This window comes from Streptomyces sp. NPDC002690 (assembly GCF_053592415.1).
In genome coordinates, this window is the sequence record NZ_JBSFVR010000023.1 from 28,167 (window position 1) to 45,369 (window position 17,203).

At 67.6% G+C, this 17,203-nt stretch carries 17 protein-coding genes and 1 tRNA gene; 13 read left to right on the forward strand and 5 right to left on the reverse strand.

Annotated elements, in window-relative coordinates; all coding sequences use genetic code 11:
• Positions 1 to 394: 394 nt before the first annotated feature.
• The 4 genes from ACWD3D_RS05705 to ACWD3D_RS05720 all read right to left on the reverse strand — a co-directional run bounded on the left by ACWD3D_RS05705 (position 395) and on the right by ACWD3D_RS05720 (position 5,414).
• A complete protein-coding gene (locus ACWD3D_RS05705; protein ID WP_451459651.1) occupies positions 395 to 2,158 on the reverse strand; it encodes a DUF262 domain-containing protein in 1,764 nt (587 codons plus the stop codon).
• A gap of 495 nt (positions 2,159 to 2,653) precedes the next feature.
• Entirely contained in the window at positions 2,654 to 3,631 is a 978-nt protein-coding gene (locus ACWD3D_RS05710) for an HNH endonuclease (RefSeq protein WP_451459652.1), read from the reverse strand.
• Positions 3,632 to 3,901: 270 nt separating this feature from the next.
• Entirely contained in the window at positions 3,902 to 4,444 is a 543-nt protein-coding gene (locus ACWD3D_RS05715; RefSeq protein ID WP_451459653.1) for a hypothetical protein, read from the reverse strand.
• Positions 4,445 to 4,949: 505 nt separating this feature from the next.
• Positions 4,950 to 5,414: an NUDIX hydrolase gene (locus ACWD3D_RS05720; RefSeq protein ID WP_451459654.1), complete on the reverse strand. Its 465-nt coding sequence runs from the start codon at positions 5,412 to 5,414 to the stop codon at positions 4,950 to 4,952.
• Positions 5,415 to 5,432: 18 nt separating this feature from the next.
• Between ACWD3D_RS05720 and ACWD3D_RS05725 the strand changes: the two genes are divergently transcribed.
• The 11 genes from ACWD3D_RS05725 (at position 5,433) to ACWD3D_RS05775 (ending at position 12,873) form a co-directional block, all read left to right on the forward strand.
• A complete protein-coding gene (locus ACWD3D_RS05725; RefSeq protein WP_451459655.1) occupies positions 5,433 to 6,212 on the forward strand; it encodes a GntR family transcriptional regulator in 780 nt (259 codons plus the stop codon).
• 139 nt (positions 6,213 to 6,351) lie between these two features.
• Positions 6,352 to 6,708, forward strand: coding sequence for an SCO3933 family regulatory protein (locus tag ACWD3D_RS05730; protein ID WP_387366129.1), 357 nt, complete (start codon positions 6,352 to 6,354; stop codon positions 6,706 to 6,708).
• A gap of 2 nt (positions 6,709 to 6,710) precedes the next feature.
• A complete protein-coding gene (locus ACWD3D_RS05735; RefSeq protein WP_451459656.1) occupies positions 6,711 to 8,069 on the forward strand; it encodes an FtsK/SpoIIIE domain-containing protein in 1,359 nt (452 codons plus the stop codon).
• Positions 8,070 to 8,177: 108 nt separating this feature from the next.
• Positions 8,178 to 8,375 (forward strand): hypothetical protein, encoded by a 198-nt coding sequence (locus ACWD3D_RS05740; RefSeq protein WP_387366135.1) that lies wholly within the window; start codon positions 8,178 to 8,180, stop codon positions 8,373 to 8,375.
• Complete coding sequence (locus ACWD3D_RS05745) at positions 8,375 to 9,043, forward strand: DUF2637 domain-containing protein (RefSeq protein ID WP_451459657.1); 669 nt, start codon at positions 8,375 to 8,377, stop codon at positions 9,041 to 9,043. The genes ACWD3D_RS05740 and ACWD3D_RS05745 overlap by 1 nt, the downstream gene beginning before the upstream one ends.
• 19 nt (positions 9,044 to 9,062) lie before the next feature.
• Positions 9,063 to 9,254 carry a mobile element transfer protein gene (locus ACWD3D_RS05750; protein ID WP_328721630.1) on the forward strand — a complete coding sequence of 64 codons (192 nt, stop codon included), beginning with the start codon at positions 9,063 to 9,065 and terminating at the stop codon, positions 9,252 to 9,254.
• Between the two features lie 12 nt (positions 9,255 to 9,266).
• Entirely contained in the window at positions 9,267 to 9,422 is a 156-nt protein-coding gene (locus ACWD3D_RS05755) for a hypothetical protein (RefSeq protein WP_266704398.1), read from the forward strand.
• Between the two features lie 21 nt (positions 9,423 to 9,443).
• Positions 9,444 to 9,764 (forward strand): SpdD-like protein, encoded by a 321-nt coding sequence (locus ACWD3D_RS05760; RefSeq protein WP_451459658.1) that lies wholly within the window; start codon positions 9,444 to 9,446, stop codon positions 9,762 to 9,764.
• A 111-nt stretch (positions 9,765 to 9,875) separates the two neighbouring features.
• Entirely contained in the window at positions 9,876 to 11,282 is a 1,407-nt protein-coding gene (repSA, locus tag ACWD3D_RS05765) for a replication initiator protein RepSA (RefSeq protein ID WP_451459659.1), read from the forward strand.
• Complete coding sequence (locus tag ACWD3D_RS05770; protein WP_451459660.1) at positions 11,279 to 11,479, forward strand: helix-turn-helix transcriptional regulator; 201 nt, start codon at positions 11,279 to 11,281, stop codon at positions 11,477 to 11,479. Before repSA ends, ACWD3D_RS05770 begins: the two co-directional genes overlap by 4 nt.
• On the forward strand, positions 11,479 to 12,873 hold the full coding sequence (locus ACWD3D_RS05775; protein WP_451459661.1) for a tyrosine-type recombinase/integrase: 1,395 nt from the start codon (positions 11,479 to 11,481) through the stop codon (positions 12,871 to 12,873). Before ACWD3D_RS05770 ends, ACWD3D_RS05775 begins: the two co-directional genes overlap by 1 nt.
• A 177-nt stretch (positions 12,874 to 13,050) precedes the next feature.
• Here ACWD3D_RS05775 and ACWD3D_RS05780 read toward each other — a convergent pair.
• A tRNA-Arg gene (locus ACWD3D_RS05780) sits at positions 13,051 to 13,123 on the reverse strand.
• 317 nt (positions 13,124 to 13,440) lie between these two features.
• On the opposite strand from ACWD3D_RS05780, the gene ACWD3D_RS05785 reads away from it, so the two are divergent.
• Together ACWD3D_RS05785 and ACWD3D_RS05790 are read left to right on the forward strand one after the other, a co-directional pair.
• The gene (locus ACWD3D_RS05785; protein ID WP_451459665.1) at positions 13,441 to 15,087 is read left to right on the forward strand and encodes an ATP-binding protein; all 1,647 of its coding nucleotides are present in this window, start codon (positions 13,441 to 13,443) and stop codon (positions 15,085 to 15,087) included.
• Positions 15,084 to 17,186, forward strand: coding sequence for a GTPase (locus ACWD3D_RS05790; protein ID WP_451459662.1), 2,103 nt, complete (start codon positions 15,084 to 15,086; stop codon positions 17,184 to 17,186). Before ACWD3D_RS05785 ends, ACWD3D_RS05790 begins: the two co-directional genes overlap by 4 nt.
• The last annotated feature ends 17 nt before the right edge of the window (positions 17,187 to 17,203 follow it).

The following is a 17,203-nucleotide window of genomic DNA, read 5'->3' on the forward strand; positions in this document are numbered from 1 at the left end:
TCACTATCAGGGAGAGGTCGACGCAGTAGCCGTACTCGGTCAGCTCAAAGAGGCACGGCGGTTAGTGTTCACCGCCCCTTGAACCTCGCTGATCACCTTAGCCAGGTTGGCTTTTCGCAATGGAGGTAAACCGGGTGGAAAGGTGGCGCTAACCCAGATTGCGTCAGCCAGCTGACCGGATGCTAGCTGTGTCCTCTGAGCTTCGTGGATGATTTGATCATCCTTGGTACTTGCTTAGTCGCAGTATTATCCCGGTTGTTCCCCATTATCGATGATGATTAGAATGCAGCAAGGGGTGGTCCCGCTCTCTCATTCATGCCGCTGAACTGCGTTTGGTGCCGGTAATCGTCGGCGCTCTAGTTGCCTGAGGGTTGGATTCGAGACTGCTGTACCTCTAAACGGTTAGAGCTCTCGGCCAAACGGACACGGCCGTATCAAGTAGTTCCTTCATTCGTGCATTCGATGCTGCATTGCTCCATTGACTCAAGCTTATCTGCTTTCGTAGGGCAAGATCTTTGTCGTTTGCCCACTCCGCTAGCTTGGGTGCCTTACCTGAAAAGTCGCTAGGTAGTGCGCTGTTCACCTCCATGGGTAGGAGCATGAGGTTGCCCAGCTTCCCCACCCAAAGGTTCTGGTTGGAATTGATTGACTTGCCACCCTGGGGCTCGATGTGCTCCAGGGTCAAAATTTGATTGCGTGAGAGTTTCGACGAGCCCCAGAATTCGTCGATCTTCTCTAGTGTGTGACGAACACGATGAAGATCTTGTGGTCGCTGAGTGAAGTACGTCAGCTTCTTAAGTCCTTCTTTGAATTGTGCGTCGGTGGGCATCAGGGAATTTGCATCGCGCTTGAATTGCTCAAGAGCTTTAAAGATGTCGCCTGCGGTAGTCGCGGCATCTACTGAATAGGCAGCTCGTCGGTATGCTCGACGGATTGTTGAGGTCGAGGGGCGTTGGGAAATAGACCATCGAAACTGGAGATTCTCGATTGCCTTCAAGAATTCCACAAGTCGAGCATTGGTAATCTTACGGCCGGCTCCATGGATATAGTTCCGAAGCAACGAGAAGAGGAGGTTCAAGGGCAGGTTTGATCCCGGTGCCAGGCAGCCGTACAGCGAGCGGTCGATGGCTGCAAACCGATCGGTCCGCCAACGTTCTGCGGGAACCAAGCCTTCCCAGTGCTTCCCATTGGGAGACGCGAGGCACTCGTCGAACTCCTTAAAGATGTCTGCCGTCTCGCTGAAGAGGCGGATGAAGTCGCGTGCGCCCTCCTCTGCGTTTGCTTTACTGTGCATGAACGCATCAACGGATCGACGTACCCTGTTTATGGCGACAATCTCGTCGTCCTGTTGGTGCGAAGTTGAGTTCCAGAAGTATCCAAGGAAATCCTCTACCTTGACCTTCGACCAGGAAATGGATTCAACTTGACTTACGCTTCTTCCCCAGAGGTGCTCCTCTTCCTGGGCTGCCGTTGCTGCAATGGATGAGATTACCTGATTCTTTACCAAGTCAACTTGATTGAGGCTCTTGCCTCGATCGTTAAGAGTCTCAAAGATTCTAAATGCATCTTGGCGTTCATCGACTCGCACGTAGACGACGCTTGCGCGAATAAAGCGATCTCGGACAGCATCGATTGCTTCTATGTCGGACTTTATCGATTGTGCTACCTCTGCCTCGATGTTCTTCGCGAAGATTTCATAGGCGGAATACTGTGCCTTCTCTGCGTTATTCTTCGGCTTCGTCTTCCGGATTGTTGATTCAGGGTCGGAGAATAGGCTTAGGTGTAGGAAGCCATTTTCGGTTCGATATTTGAGGCGGAAGGCGGGTTCACCGGACAGGTCGACACGCTGCAAATAGTTGTCCAGCCCTTGCGCCCGTCCTTTCTCGCCGATCTTTTCGTATGCGTCCTTAATTGCCCTGATTGCGATTAGGATTGTCGTGAGGCGCTGCTGGCCATCGACGAGGTCCCAGTTATCGTTACCCGAAGGATGTACGACCATATTGCCAAGGAAGTGCCCTTCCGGGTTATCTTTTAGGTCATTCCAAAGGTCCAATACGTTCTCGTCATCCCATGCGTACGGCCTCTGGTAGCGTGGGACGACGTGTTCCCCGATGAGGATGATCTCCCCGATCGTGCGTTGAACCGCATCGAAAATCAACTTTGATCTCCTTTTGGTGAATTCTGGCGCTCGACGTCCTATGGGTGGAAACCCTCGGCTATTGAGTCCAGCGTCGCGCCCCACAACTTAGTGGGGCTGGAACCTGTGGGTTGCGTATCCTTCCGTGCTCGACATCGCACGAGGTCGTGTAGCCATCACGATACGGATCGCCATCCACGCAAGTGAGCATTTGCGCCAAGTTCCTCCGCAGCACCTCGCTCCCCTGCTGACAGCGGGCCTGGGGTCGTTGTCACTGGCGTGATCCACGGTGTGGTTCATGGCACCGTAGATCACGCGCGAGGGCATCCTTAAGTGCGATTGAAGAGCGTGACCGCGTGGGGGTTTGAGAGGTTCCGGGACACGTTCGGCTACCGAGCGGCAGTCACGTACCTGATCGTACGACGAACAGAGGGTGCCTGCCGTGAGCCCCCGGGACGCCTGCGTTTGCTGTACTTCACTGCTGTAGAGCTGGAGTGCCTCTGACTGCCGACCACGCTATGTCAAGGCCGTGGTGTGGTTCCCGATCTGCTGAGGAATCGTGGGTTGCCCGATGCCGGGGCGATGCATGGCCCAGTGCTGAGTGAGCCACTTGATGTGATCGGCGGTCACGGTGACCGCGAGCGGAGCGCCGTGGAGCTTGGCGTACTCCGGGTAAGGCTTGATGTCGTCGTGCAAGTGCAGTGTCTTGGACTGAGGGTTGACGGCGATCAGTCCAAGGTCGAAGAGCCGGTGCAAGTCGCGGCGCAACAGCAGACCACCGCCCTTGTGGTGCTTTCCATTGGCGGCGTAGCTGTACAGGTGCGCCGCCTCCAGCACCTGCACCGGAGCCGGGCCCGTGAACGCGCACACGTTGCCAAACGTCTCCAACAGCTGCTTGCGGAAAGCGGGCTGACCCTTGCGCACGCGGATGGTGGCGGTGCCATGACCACCCTGGATGGTGTCTTGCGCCGTGTCGATGATGCGCAACGGCAGAGGCACGGAGCCGTGGGTGAGGGCCTGCTGAAAGTCGTTCGAGCGCAGCTCACGCAGGCTGTTCTGCGACTTCGGCTTCACGCACAGGGCGCGTAGTTCGGGCGCCACCAACGTTCCCCGGGCCGAAATCCAACCTGCTTCGTGCCGGCTGCGGTAGGTGACGACCGTCTTATCCTTCCAGCCAGCCGTGTCGGACTCGTGCTTGCACTCGCCGTTCCAGCACACGAAGCGTGGCATCTTCTTCTTGCGCTCGGCGACATCGGCCTTCCCACACTTGAGGCAGTACGGGGTCTTCTTCTCCGCCTGGCCCAGCTGAATGTCCTCGATCACCGACAGGCCCACTAGCTCGGTGGCATCCCATAGCGCAATCACGTCACCAACCTGCACAGTGGCGTGGTTGGGCACAGTGTCGTCCCAGCTGTAGTGGGTGGCAGGGTTGTCGTCGTACCCCTCACCGATCCGCTTACTGCTGTCCTTAGCCAACATCAACCAAGCCGCCACGCGTCTCCTCACGCCGCCATATCAGTAGGGACCACTGCACGCTACGCCGCTCCTATGCGGGTTGGCATCGGAGATTAACGCTAGCGGCAACCACCGACATCGGGGCGCCGCTGTCCGCTGGCCCTGTACGCCCGAGCGACACCGTCTTCTTGCCCTGGGTGGCTGCTCGGGTTCGCCACCAGAGGTTGTTGCTGGTCAGTGCCGTTCCACTCCTTCGCTGACTGGTGGTCATTTGTCATTTTTGGGCGTTGCGGATCGGCCTCGGACGGCCTACAGACGGCCCGGTGGCTCCTCGCGTTTCGCTGCTCTGGTCCGCCTGCTGGGGTGTCCTTCGAGGTGTTGCCGATACCAGTCGGATACCTCCAAGCTCAATCGGGAGAAGTCTGCACCGAGTTCCATCAGTTTCTGAGCTTCGACTGGGTGCTGGTCAACGCCGCCATTCCGGCGATTATTTGTCCAAACCTCGCTATTTTCCACGCCTATGACACGAATCCCGTGTACATACTTGTTCCGCTCTTTGAAGGAGATTCGGCACCTGCCAGATATCTCGACCATTTCCTGAGCGGCGTGGTCTGTCACCGCTCCGGCATCATTGATTCGCTTGATGGTGTCCAGGAGGTTGGATGCCTGCATTCCGGCTGTGACAAGTGGCGCGTACCGTCCCCCAACCAGGCGGCGAACAGCTTGGTGTAAGAAGAATTCCAGCATCGCCGCCTCCCGAACCATGAAGCCGAGAGCAAGATCGAGTTCCCTTTGGTCTGGCCTGATGTCCCACTGGCGACGGTGTATCTCAACGTCCCTGCGCTCTGTCATGGCGCCAGTGTCTCAGCTCTGATCAGGCAGAACACCAGATATTCCGAGGACTGCCAGTGGCCGGAGTGGATACCTCAACTCACCACTCTCCCCGGCTCCCATCCCGTCCGCCTTCGACCCACACACCGTGGAGCGGTCGTGGTTCAGGGCGTCAAGGTGGAGCGCGCCACTGTACGAACGACCTTGACGCCCTGGGCCGCGACTGCTCGGCTCTGCCTGGGTCGGAGGTGGTCGGGATGGGAGCCACCACGACGCTCACCACGCACCGGCCGGCACCCGCGAACGGTGCCCCTCCCACCCGGTGCCGGAGCGCCCCCGCCGGAGGCATGTCTTGAAGCCGCGGGCTCTGGTCTCGGTTCATCCCTCCCGGCCTACCCGTCGTAGGCGCGCGTAGGCGGCGGCGCGCCGAGCGGGCCGGAGGCAGGAGCGCGGGCGCGGCCAGAGCCGGGAAGCGCGCCCGGCGAAGCGGAGCGCAGCCGGGGCCCTTGATGAAGTAGAGAAAGTCTTATCCCGCTGGGATGAGGTTCTTCCCGTCGTGGCTTCGGACGTGAGGCCCGTTCCCGTCCAACGCGTCCAGGAGCCGTACTGCGTACGCCTCGCTCATGCGATCGGTGACCTCACCTGGGGTGAGCCAGGAGACGGCCGTGGTCTCGCTGGAGGTGCGCTCGGTCCCGCCCGACGGCTTGCAGCGGAAGACCAGGGCGACGATGCCGCGGGTCATGTTCTTGTAGACGCCGGTGAGTTCGTCGATCTCGACATGAATGCCGGTCTCCTCCAGGACCTCGCGGGCTACGCCGGCCCCGGGGGTCTCGTTGAGTTCGAGGACGCCGCCGGGGAGTTCCCAGGTGCCGTTGTCGGCTCTGCGGATCGCCAGGAGTCGCCCGTCCTCGCGCACCACTACTCCGGCAACGGAGACGGAGTGCAGGGGAGGGGTGGTCGCTTCCTGTGATTGACTCATGTAGAGGAGCATAGGAGGCAGAGAAGGACTATGGGAACTGCAGCGGGAAGGGTCGGTTCCGGCCCCCGGTACGTGCAGATCGCGGATGAGATCGTGCAGCAGATCAGGGCTGGGGTTCTCAAGGCCGGGGACATGGTGCCGAGCGAATCCGAGCTGGTCGACCGCTACGGCGTCTCCGGCGGAACGATCCGCAAGGCCATGGTCGAAGTGCGGGCGAGCGGCTTGGTGGAGACCCGGCACGGCAAAGGCTCGATCGTGAAGAACCGGCCACCGGTGCGGCACCGCTCGTCCGACCGTTTCCGGCGCTCGCTCCGGCAGGGCGGTAAGGCTGCCTACCTCGCGGAGTCCGCTCAGTCCGGTGCCACCGCCAAGGTGAGCGTCCTCTACATCGGGCCCATGGAAGCACCTGAGGATGCCGCTGCGCGGCTGGGCGTCCCCGCTGGCGAACAGGTGCTGGCCCGTCGCCGCCTCTACTTCCGGGACGGCACTCCGGTCGAGACCGCAACGTCGTACCTCCCTTGGGACGTCGTGAAGGACATCCCGGAGCTGTTCGCCGAGAACCCCGGCGGCGGTGGCATCTACGCCCGACTCGAAGACCACGGGCATGAGTTCGCGGAGTTCGTCGAGACGCTGCAAGCACGTCCGGCCTCGAAGGCGGAGGCGGTGGAGCTCGCTCTCAGTCCGGGTACGCCGGTGGTCCACCTGATCCGTGAGGCTCGTACCGCCGCGGGGCTCGTGGTGGAGGTGTGCGACACCCTCATGGCCGCTGACCAGTTCGTTTTCGAGTACCGCATCCCCGCTGACAGCTGACGCGCGCTCAACTCCTCGCAACCCGTCGTGAGTTCCTGCTCGCGGCGGGTTAACTCATGTATAGGAGTGATGCACTCTTCTTCATGTCACTCATGTACATGAGTGGCGGAGTCCAGCACATATAGAGGAGTGATCTGCTGTGCGTCAGATTCCCGTCGACACTTCCAGCGCGGTCGTGATGGTCGCCAAGTCCCCGCAGATCAAGCTGCGGGACCGCCGTACCGGCGAGATCGCCACCGACACCGAGACCGGCGCGAAGCTCATGACGGTCGACGTCATGTTCGCTGCCAACGACGAAGTCGAGATCCTGTCCGTCACCGTCCCGGAGACCGGGATCAGCGGTGAGCTGGTGATGGGCTCGCCGGTCGCGCTCACGGGGCTCATTGCCCGGCCCTGGGAGAACGACTTCAACGGCCAGAAGCGGCACGGCATCGCGTTCCGCGCCGTCGCGGTCACCTCGCTCGCCGCCGCCTCCGCAGGGTCCAAGGCGGCCTGACCATGACCACCTTCATGGTCGCCCTGACGCTCGTCGTCGCTGTCGCGGGCCTCCTGCGATGGCGGCGCCCCGCCTGGTACTGGCTGGCGTTCGGGGCCACCCTGGCCGCCCTGCGGGTCCTGGTCCGGTACGACTCGGTCATGGACGCGTGCGGGCTCACCGTTCCGCCCGCACGGTGGCGGCTTGCCCTGGCGCGGGTCACCGACCGGGAGATGCCGGAGCCGCGTCCACCGCGCATCCTCCGGCTGCGGCCGACCCGTACCGGCCTGGTCCTGCGACTCAAGCTCCGCCCCGGACAGGACGCCTTCGACGTCTCCGCCGCCTCGGACCGGCTCCGCCACTCGTTCTCGATGTACGGCGTGACCTCGCGCGAACTGCGGTCTGGCGTTGTCGAAGTGCGGATGACCGGCTACGACGTTCTGAAGCGCGTGCAGATGCCGGCCAAGGTCGACACCCGGCCAATGCGTGTGCCGGTCGCCCTGCGGGAGGACGGAGCGGTGCACTACCGCGACTACCGGGCGATACCCCACGCCCTCACGCTCGGCGCCACGGAGTCCGGGAAGTCCGTCTACCAGCGCAACTTGGTTGCCGGCCTCGCCCCGATGGACGTCGCCCTCGTCGGGATCGACTGCAAGCGCGGGGTCGAACTGTTCCCGCTGGCCCGCCGGTTCTCCGCGCTGGCCGACAACCCGGACGCCGCCGCCGAACTCCTCGACGCCCTTGTCGAACGGATGGCGGACGTCTACCGACTCATCCGCGTCCAGCAGCGGATCACCGCCGACTTACCGGATGCGGAGATCGCAGCGGACATCTGGGACCTGCCCGACGACCTGCGCCCCACCCCGGTCGTGGTCCTGGTCGATGAAGTCGCCGAACTCGCCCTGTACGCGAGCAAGGAAGAAGAGAAGCGCCGGGACCGCATCATCACCGCCCTCGTCCGCCTCGCCCAGCTCGGCAGGGCCGCGGGCATCTACCTCGAAATCTGCGGGCAGCGGTTCGGCTCCGAACTCGGCAAGGGCATCACCATGCTCCGCGCCCAGCTCACCGGCCGCACCGCCCACCGCGTCAACGACGAGACCTCCGCCAACATGGCCTTCGGCGACATCTCCCCGGACGCCGTCCTCGCCGCCATCCAGATACCGGCCGACAAGCAGGGCATCGCCATAGCGGGCGACTCGTCCGGCGGGTGGCATCGCATTCGCGCACCGCACACCTCGCTGCGCCAGGCCGTGAACCTCTGCAACCGGTACGCCGACCGGACACCGGACCTGCCTGAACTGGCAGCCTTCCGTCCCGTTCTCGCCGTCTCCGCTTCCGCTCCCGTGCCGTCGGCCGTCGCTTCGCCGACCGCCACCGCCTGAGCCTTCCCGCCCCACCGCCTGATCCTTCCTCCCCACCCTTCCCGGTCGGCGCGACCGCCTTCGCGCCAGGTCCCTACCCCCGCCTTGCCCCAGAGAGGGAGATCCACCATGTGCCCGGACTGCGAGGACTTCGTCCGCACCGTGCGCCTGCTCGGTCAAGCCGCCCTGTACGCCGAGACCCCCGGCGCCGACCTCGACTTCGCGGAGACCGTCAGCCAGTCCCTCGCCGTGTCGCTGCTGGTCGCGCCGATCGACTGGCTCCCGGAGGGCTACGACCCCGACAGCGGCCCGTGTGAGGGCTTCTGATGGGCGCCCGGCCCCGTCTCCGGATCGACGCGGTGTTGATCCAAGCCGTGATCGCCGGGGCCCTGTCCTTCGCCCACCTGCACGACCTGGCCGCCGCAGCCGGGCAGGACGGCTGGAAGGCGTGGGCCTACCCGGTCAGCGTCGACCTCCTCCTTGTCGCGGCCTGGCGGCGGCTCCGCGCCGAGGGACCGTCCCGACTGGCCTGGTGCTGGTTCCTGGTGGCGCTGGTTGCCTCGCTCGGCGCCAACATCGCCACCGCCGGATTCCTCGACCTGGCCGACCCGCCCGCCCCGCTCCGGCTCGGCATCGCCGGATGGCCCGCGCTCGCCTTCCTCGGCGGCACCCTCCTGGCTCACTCGGCTACGGACCGGGAGCCGATGATGCCGGCCACCGCCACGGACGCGGTGGCGGTCGAAGACACGGCCGACACCGACCCCGTGCCCCCGGCTGACGCCGTCCCGCTGCCGGTACCGGACGACGAAGCGTCCGCCCCTCCCGTCCAGCCCTCCCCGGTCCCGCCCGTCCCCGCCGCGCTGGTCGATCACGCCCGCAAGGTCGCCGACGAGCACCGCGACCGCACCGGCTCTCCGATCGACACCGACACCCTGCGCTCCCGCCTCGGCGTCCCGTCCCACCTCGCCGCCGCCATCGCTGCCCACCTCGCCTGACCAGCAAGGAGAGACCGCCATGCCCGCACGCGACAACTTCCACTCCCTGATGCGGATCGGCCCCGTGCAGATCGGCACCCACCGCGACCGCAACGGCCGGACCGTGCACGCCGCCGTCTGCACCGCCGACCGCTGCGGCTGGTCCGCCGACTACTCCAGCCGGACCGCCGCCCAGCTCGCCGCCCGCACCCACCGCTGCACCGTCCGCTAGGAGTCACCACCCATGGACGTCCCCCTCTGGTTCGCGCTCGTGGTCGTCGGCTACCTCGGCGTGAAGCTCGTCCGCCCGCCCTGGTGGCTGGTCTGCGTGTTCCTCCTCGGCGGCTACCTCCTCGCCGACAGCCTCTTCGCCTCCGTCATCGACCCCGCCGTCAAGTAACCCGCGAAAGGAGACCCGCTCATGTTCCAGCCCAAGGTCCCGACCATGCCCCAGCCCACTGGGTTGGTGACGCCGCCCGCCGTCACCCAGCCGACCGACGTCGTGCCGAGCACCCAGGCCCTGCCCACGGTGCCCACCGTCGCCCCGCAGCCGGCCCGCCCGGTCATCCAGATCACCCCGGGCGCCGTGCTCGCTCTCATCGGCGCCGGTACGGCCGTGGTCCTGGTCGTCGGGACTGTACTCGTGTCTCTACTGCTCGCCGTCGCCATCACGAGCGCCTCGGTCGCGGTCTGCGCCGTCGTGCTGCGCTCCCTGCTCGCGTCCGGCAGCAAGCGGCGCTGACCAGCCGCTTTCTGCCACGTCTGACCGGCCCCGGGCGGCTCTGATACCGCCAAGCATCCGCCGCCCGGGAGCCGTACCCGTCCGATCTCGCAACCGGAAGGAACCTTCAGCATGCCCCACCGGGCCCCGTCCACGACGAAGAATGCGCCCACAACTGTCCGACCGCTCGACCCGATCGTTCTCGGCGACGTGCTCCGGGTGGCCTCGGCCGACGACTACACCCGCTGGGAGGACCAGATCCGCCGCACCGGCGGCTGCGCCGACCCGATCCACCTGAGCGGCTGGGTCCTCCACAAGGACAAGACCACCGGCGAGAGCCTGCACCACTACTCCACCGCGGGGGAGCCGGGCGGACGCCTCCGCCTCGCCTGCGGAAACCGCCGCGCGTCCCGCTGCCCCTCCTGCGCATGGACCTACGCGGGCGACACCTACCACCTGATTCGCGCCGGACTGGCCGGGGACGACCGCCGAGACATCCCGGCAACCGTCCGCGACCACCCGCGCGTCTTCGCCACCCTCACGGCTCCTTCGTTTGGCCCGGTCCACAACCGCCCCGATCACGGCGCCTGCCGCTGCGGCACCCACCATGCGGTCAACGCACCGGAGTTGGGAACGGCCCTAGACCCCGACACCTACGACTACGCGGGCGCCGTGCTCTTCAACAACCTCGCCGGACAGCTCTGGCAGCGCTTCACCACCCGGCTCCGCCGCGAACTCGCCGCCCGCGCCGGCCTGCCGCGAAGCGAACTCGCCGCCCACGTCCGCCTCTCGTACGGCAAGGTCGCCGAGTTCCAGAAGCGCGGCGCCCTGCACTTCCACGCCGTCGTGCGCCTCGACGGGCCGACCGGTCCGGGGACGCCTCCGCCCGCGTGGGCCACGGTCGCGCTCCTGACCGAGGCGATACGTTCCGCAGCCGCGCATGCGTACACCTCGGTCTCGGTCCCCGCTTCCGGCGACCAGCCTGCCCGTACCTTCCTATGGGGCCGACAGCTCGACGTGCGCCCGGTGAAAGCCTTCGACGGCGGCTCCGACCTCAGCGAGCAGGCCGTGGCCTCCTACGTGGCCAAGTACGCCACCAAGGCCGCCGAGAACACCGGCACCCTCGACCGCCGCATCGGCGAGCTCTCCGAACTCGACCGCTACGGGGTCCCGGACCACGCCCGACGCCTCATCGTCGCCTGCCGCGATCTGGACCCGCTCTACCCGGACCGACGTATCTGGGCGTGGGCGCACATGCTCGGCTTCCGCGGGCACTTCTCGTCCAAGTCGCGTACGTACTCGACCACCCTCGGCGCCCTCCGTCAGGCTCGCGCCGACTACCGCGCCGCTCAGGAAGCACCCGTCCTCGACCTCTCCGACCGGGAGCCGCACACCGTCCTCGTCCTGACCGACTGGCAGTACGCCGGCCACGGCCACACCCCGGGCGAGGCCGCACTCGCCGCCACCATCGCCCGGGACCTCCAGCTCAACCGGGAGACGGCCCGCGACGCGCTCCGGAGCGAAGGGAGCGAGTCATGACCACCGCCGTCCGGTCCCGCGCCGCGCTGCTCACCCTGGCCGAGGTCTGTGACGAACTGGCCGTCTCGCGCTCGACCTTCTACGACTGGCGGGCCAAGCACCGGGCGCCCCGCTGCATCAAGCTGCCGAACGGCGACCTGAGGATTCGGCGGCTCGACCTCGACCACTGGCTTGACGACCGTGAGGACGCCGCCTGATGGAGACAACGTACGACGTCAAGGTCATTAAGATCATCTCTTATAAGGGCACCCGAAAGACCACCCACACCGTGCGCTGGGAGGTGGCAGGGAAGCGCTGGCGCGAGACGTTCGACACCGTCGCCTTGGCCGAGGGCTTCCGCTCCGGACTCATCACGGCGACGGGCAAGGGCGAGGCGTTCGTCATCGCGACGGGCCTGCCCGTCTCTCACCGCTCGAAGTCCGCCGCCGTGAGCTGGTACGCCTTCGCTGTCGAGTACGTGGACGCGCGCTGGTCCCAACTCGGCGGCAACAGCCGGAAGAACCTCGCGAAGACGCTGACCGCGACCACCGTCGCGCTTCTGCGTACCCGGCCTGCCCAGTTCGAGCCGGTGGCGGTGCGTACCGCGCTGCGCGAGTGGGCGTTCAACACGAACCGGCGGGGTACGGCCCCTGACGACGTGGCGACCATCCTCCGGTGGGTGGAGCGGAACTCGCTGCCCGTCTCGACCTGGGAAGACCCCGGCAAGGTAGATGAGGTTCTACGAGCCGTCGACACGCGCCTTGACGGCAAGCAAGCCGCCGCCTGGTCCCGCAAGCGTCACCGCCGCATCCTCAACGTCGTCATGAAGTACGCGATCCGGCGGCGCGTTCTGCGGGCCAACCCGCTCCCCAAGGGGAAGGACGCGACGGCTGTCGCCAAGACTACGAACGCCGTGGACAAGCGGTCGCTGATGAACCCCGATCAGGCGGCGGCGCTCCTCGACTGGATACGGCGTCGGCCTCGCGGTGGGAAGCGACTGCACGCGTTCTTCGCGACCTTGTACTACTGCGGTCTGCGCCCCGAAGAGGCTGTGGCCATGCGGGTCAAGGACGTGTCGCTGCCTACGCTCGGTGCCGCCGACCAGTGGTGTGAACTGCTGATCCACACGGCCACACCGGAAGTGGGTAAGCAGTGGACTGACACAGGCGAGATTCACGAGGAACGCGACCTTAAGGGCCGTGCCGAGGGCGAGACGCGCACGGTCCCGGGGCACCCCGCCCTGACGCGGGTCCTGCGGCAGCACATCGAGGACGAAGACCTCCAGCCCGGTGATCTTCTCTTCCAGGGTGAGACGGGCGGAGTCCTGGCGGGCTCGGTGATCCGGCGGGCCTGGCGGAGTGCGCGCGAGGCGGTGTTGGCTCCGCATGTCATCGAATCGCCCACCGGGCGGCGGGTGTACGACAACCGGCACACGCGCCTGACGAAGTGGCTGAATGACGGCGTTCCGCCGGCCCAGGTCGCGGACTGGGCAGGCAACAGTGTTCCGGTGCTTCTGGCCACCTATGCGCGATGCGTGGAAGGGCAACTTCCCGATCTCAAGAGGCGACTCGAAGCGGCGGGGGACCTCCCGGAGCCGCCGGACGCTGGTTGACCGTTCGCCGAAAACTTCGACTCGTATTCGACTCGGCCACCCGCAAAAACCCGGTGACAGCCGTACAGCCCCGGTGTCTGACCTTGATCACAAAGGCAGATGTCGGGGCTTCGCCGCCCCCACCGAAACCCGCCCTGACCAGCGAAAAGCCCTCCCGGAGGGGAGGGCTTCAGGCAGTGCCCCCGGCAGGACTCGAACCTGCGGCCAAGCGCTTAGAAGGCGCCTGCTCTATCCACTGAGCTACGGGGGCCGGGTGTGGGCCGTGGCGGACGGGGGTCCTGTGGTGCGGGAGTCCCTGGCCGTGCCGGGACAAGGATAGGGCTCTTGTCGCGGTGTCCCGGTTGCTTCGCCTGCGTGGCACCTTGTGTAGGTTCGGTGAAGCGAACCGATAATCGCAGCTAGGTGCGGATCGCGCACCGGTTTTCGGGTCGGATCGCGCGGGTGTTGTGCACTCGTTATGCCCGCGCTGTGCGGGTCCCCGCTGCCCTCGGAGTGGAACCGCCGCGCACGGGTGGCCATACGCTTCAAAAAGGCGCCAAAAGCGGGCATTCTTCGCATGTGGTGACCTTGGATGTACGGCCTCAGCTCATCGACGCACTCTCCGCCCTGCGCGACCGTGTCGCTGCCGTGCGTCTCCCACTACCGCTCCCCGGATCGGAACGGGCCCGTCAGACCAGGGCCGAACTCCTCGCGCAGCTCGACGACTACCTGCTGCCCCGGCTCAGGGCCCCCGAGGCGCCGCTGCTCGCGGTGATCGGCGGGTCCACCGGGGCGGGGAAGTCCACGCTGGTCAACTCGCTCGTAGGCTGCCGGGTCAGCGAGGCCGGGGTGCTGCGGCCGACGACGCGGACGCCGGTGCTGGTCTGCCACCCGGACGACCACCACTGGTTCGCGGACGTACGGGTGCTGCCCGAGCTGATCCGGGTCTGGCTGCCGCCGGGCCGGGGGCCCGGGGCCGACGGGATCGAGGAGACGGGTGCCGGGCGGGCCCGAGGGGCGGTCCAGGAGCTGCGGATCGAGACAGCGTTGAGCCTGCCGCGCGGGCTCGCGCTGCTCGACGCCCCTGACATCGACTCGCTCGTCGAACGCAACCGGGTCCTCGCCGCCGAACTCATCTGCGCGGCCGACGTGTGGGTGATGGTGACGACTGCGTCCCGGTACGCCGACGCGGTGCCCTGGCACATGCTGCGTACGGCGAAGGAGTACGACGCCTCGCTGGTCAGCGTCCTCGACCGGGTGCCGCACCAGGTGGTGGGCGAGGTTTCCCGCCAGTACGCGGCGCTGATGACGCGGGCCGGGCTCGGGGACGTGCCGCGCTTCACCATCCCCGAGCTGCCCGAGTCGGCGGGCGGCGCCAGTGGGCTGCTGCCCACCACGGCCGTAGCCCCCCTGCGCGCCTGGCTCACCCACCGGGTCCAGGACCCCGCTGCCCGCCAGCAGGCCGTGGGGCGTACGGCGTCCGGGGTCATCGAGTCGCTGAACGTACGGATGCCCGCCCTGGCCGCGGCAGTCGCCCAGCAGTACGCGGCGGCCGTCAGGCTGACCGGCGCGGTCGAGGACGCGTACGAGAAGGAGGCCGAGCGCATCCGCCGACGGCTCGGAAACGGGGCCGTGCTGGCGGGGGACGCCAGGACGCGCTGGCGCGGGTACCCGCTCGACAGTTCGGCCTGCGAGGTGCTGGAAGCGCTGGTGGAGAGCCTGGTCGCACTGATCCAGTGCGCCGTCGCCGCCGCCGACGAGAAGATCCGCACGACCTGGCGCCGTGATCCGGCCGCAGCGGCGTTCCGCTTCGAGAACTCCGGCAAGGAGAGCGGCGGCTGGGGTCCCGCGGCGGACGTCGAGGGCCGAATCGCGGTGGCGGTACGCCGGTGGCGGCGGGTCGTCGAAGAGCTGGCCGAGGAGGAGGTGGGCCGGCTCGACCGCAGCGTCGCGCCGGACTCGGAGACCGTCGCCGCGCTGCTCGCCGCCGCCCTGCTCGGCGGGCGCCGCGCCCGCAGCGCCGGGGAGCAGCTCGCCGAACGCATCGGCGCCCAGGGCGCCCTGCGGTTGCGGGACAAGGGCGGGGCCCTGCTCACCAGCTATCTGGACCAGGTGCTGCGGGTGGAGCGGGAGCGGCGGCTCGCCCCGCTCGACGCGCTCGACATCGCCCCCGAACCACAAGCAGAGCTGATCGCCGCACTGTCCGTGCTGCAGAGGGAGAGGAGGCAGCGATGACTGCCGTCGTGGATCAGGGTCGGGATCGGGAACAGGGCGATCCTGGCCGTGAGCAGGGGGAACAGGGACGGGAGCGGAGGGCCCAGGGGCGGGAACAGGCGCGGGCCGAGATGGTCGCGGACGGCGGGGGCACCGGGGTGAGGGCGCCGGAGGAATCCGATGACGGCCACAGCGGCCACAACGGCTACAACGGCCACGACGGCCACGACGGCCCGGAGGCTTCCGGTCCGACGGTCCGGCCGGGTGGTGCCGCCGTCGCAGGCGACCCGAAGGTCCCGGGAGCCGCTCGTACGGCCCGGAACGGGGAGGCGCCCGGGCCGGTGGACGCACCGGGAGAGCGGGGCGGGGTACTCGGACCGGCAGGCGAGCAGAGAGGTCCGGGCGGTCCGCACGAAGCGGCGGTATCCGCATCCGCTGCTGAGCCGGATCCGCAGGACACCGCCGTCACCCCCTCGGGGGTGCCCTCGCACTGGGACGACGGGCTGATCGCGCGCCGGGCCGCGGCCGCCCGGACCAAGGGCCACGACCTCGGACGGGCCGTGCCGGTGGACGAACCGGGAACCGAGGTGGAGGCGTACGTACCGTCCGGCGGAACGCTCCGGCCGCGGCTCGAAGCGCTGCGCGAGCTGGTCGGTCTCTCCAGGGCTCGGCTCGACCAGAGGGCGCTCGCCGAGGCCGGCCGGGTACTCGAAGAAGCCGCCGCGCGGCAGCGGCTCTCCTCCCGGCACACCGTGGTCGCCCTCGCCGGGGCGACGGGCAGCGGGAAGTCCTCCTTGTTCAACGCCCTCGCCGGAGCCCAGATCTCCGACACCGGGGTCCGGCGCCCGACCACCTCCTCCCCGATCGCGTGCAGTTGGACGGACGGGGCGGCCGGCCTCCTCGACCGGCTGGCGATCCCGGGCCGGCTTCGCCGCAGGCCGCAGTCGGGGACGGCTGCGGCCGACCCGGCGCTCCAAGGGCTCGTCCTGGTGGACCTCCCCGACCACGACTCGGCAGCCGTCGGACACCGGGAGCAGGTGGACCGGGTCCTCGCGCTGGTGGACGCGGTGGTCTGGGTCGTGGACCCGGAGAAGTACGGCGACGCGGCTCTGCACGAGCGCTATCTGCGCCCGCTCGCCGGACACGCGGAAGTCAGCTTCGTCGTGCTCAACCAGATCGACCGGCTGCCCGGCGAAGCCGCCGACCTGGTCCTCGACGATCTGCGTCGGCTGCTCGACGAGGACGGCATGGCGGTGGGCGAGCACGGCGACCCCGGCGCCACCGTGCTCGCCCTGTCCGCCCTCACCGGCGAAGGGGTGGGCGAACTGCGCGAACTGCTGGGCAAGTTCGTGCAGGAACGTACGGCCGCACAGCGCAGGCTCTCCGCCGACGTGGACGCCGCCGCAGCGCGGCTGCGCCCGGTGTACGTCGCCGAGGGGCGGCCAGGGCTGGGCGAGCGGGCGCGGGAGGATTTCACCGACCGGCTCGCCGACGCGGTCGGCGCCTCGGCGGCCGGGCAGGCGGCCGAGCGGGAGTGGCGCAGGAACGCGGGCCGGGCCTGCGGCACGCCGTGGCTGCGGCTCTGGCGCTGGTACGAGTCGACGCGCAGGCTCGGAAGTCTGGAACGGATCGGCCAAGTCCTGGTTCCGCCGCGCGAGGAGGAGCAGACGACCGCGCGGCAGCGGGTCGAACAGGCGGTACGGATCGTGGCGGACGACGCCGCCGCAGGGCTCCCGGACCCGTGGGCGCAGGCCGTGCGCGAAGCCGCGCACAACGGGGCGAAGGGCCTGTCCGAGGCGCTGGACGAACTGGCGGAGAGGGCTGGCTCGGCGGCTCCCCCTCGTGGCCGGAGGCCCGGCGGCGGTGCGGGAGGCGGTACGCGAAGCCGTGCGGGAGGCGGGACGGAAAGCGGGACGGAAAGCGGGGCGGAAAGCGGGGCGGAAAGCGGGACGGGGAACGGTGCGGGAGTCTTCGGGAAGCGTGGCGCCGGCACCGGCCGGGTGCGCGGCTCGGGGCGGTTCGGACGGAGCCGGTCCCGGGGGGCCGGTCGAGCCCGTTGGCGATCCGGCGCAGATCCAGCCACGGGATGCCCACGCCGCCGCCGGGCGTGTGCGGGTTGAGCCAGATTCCCCAGTGG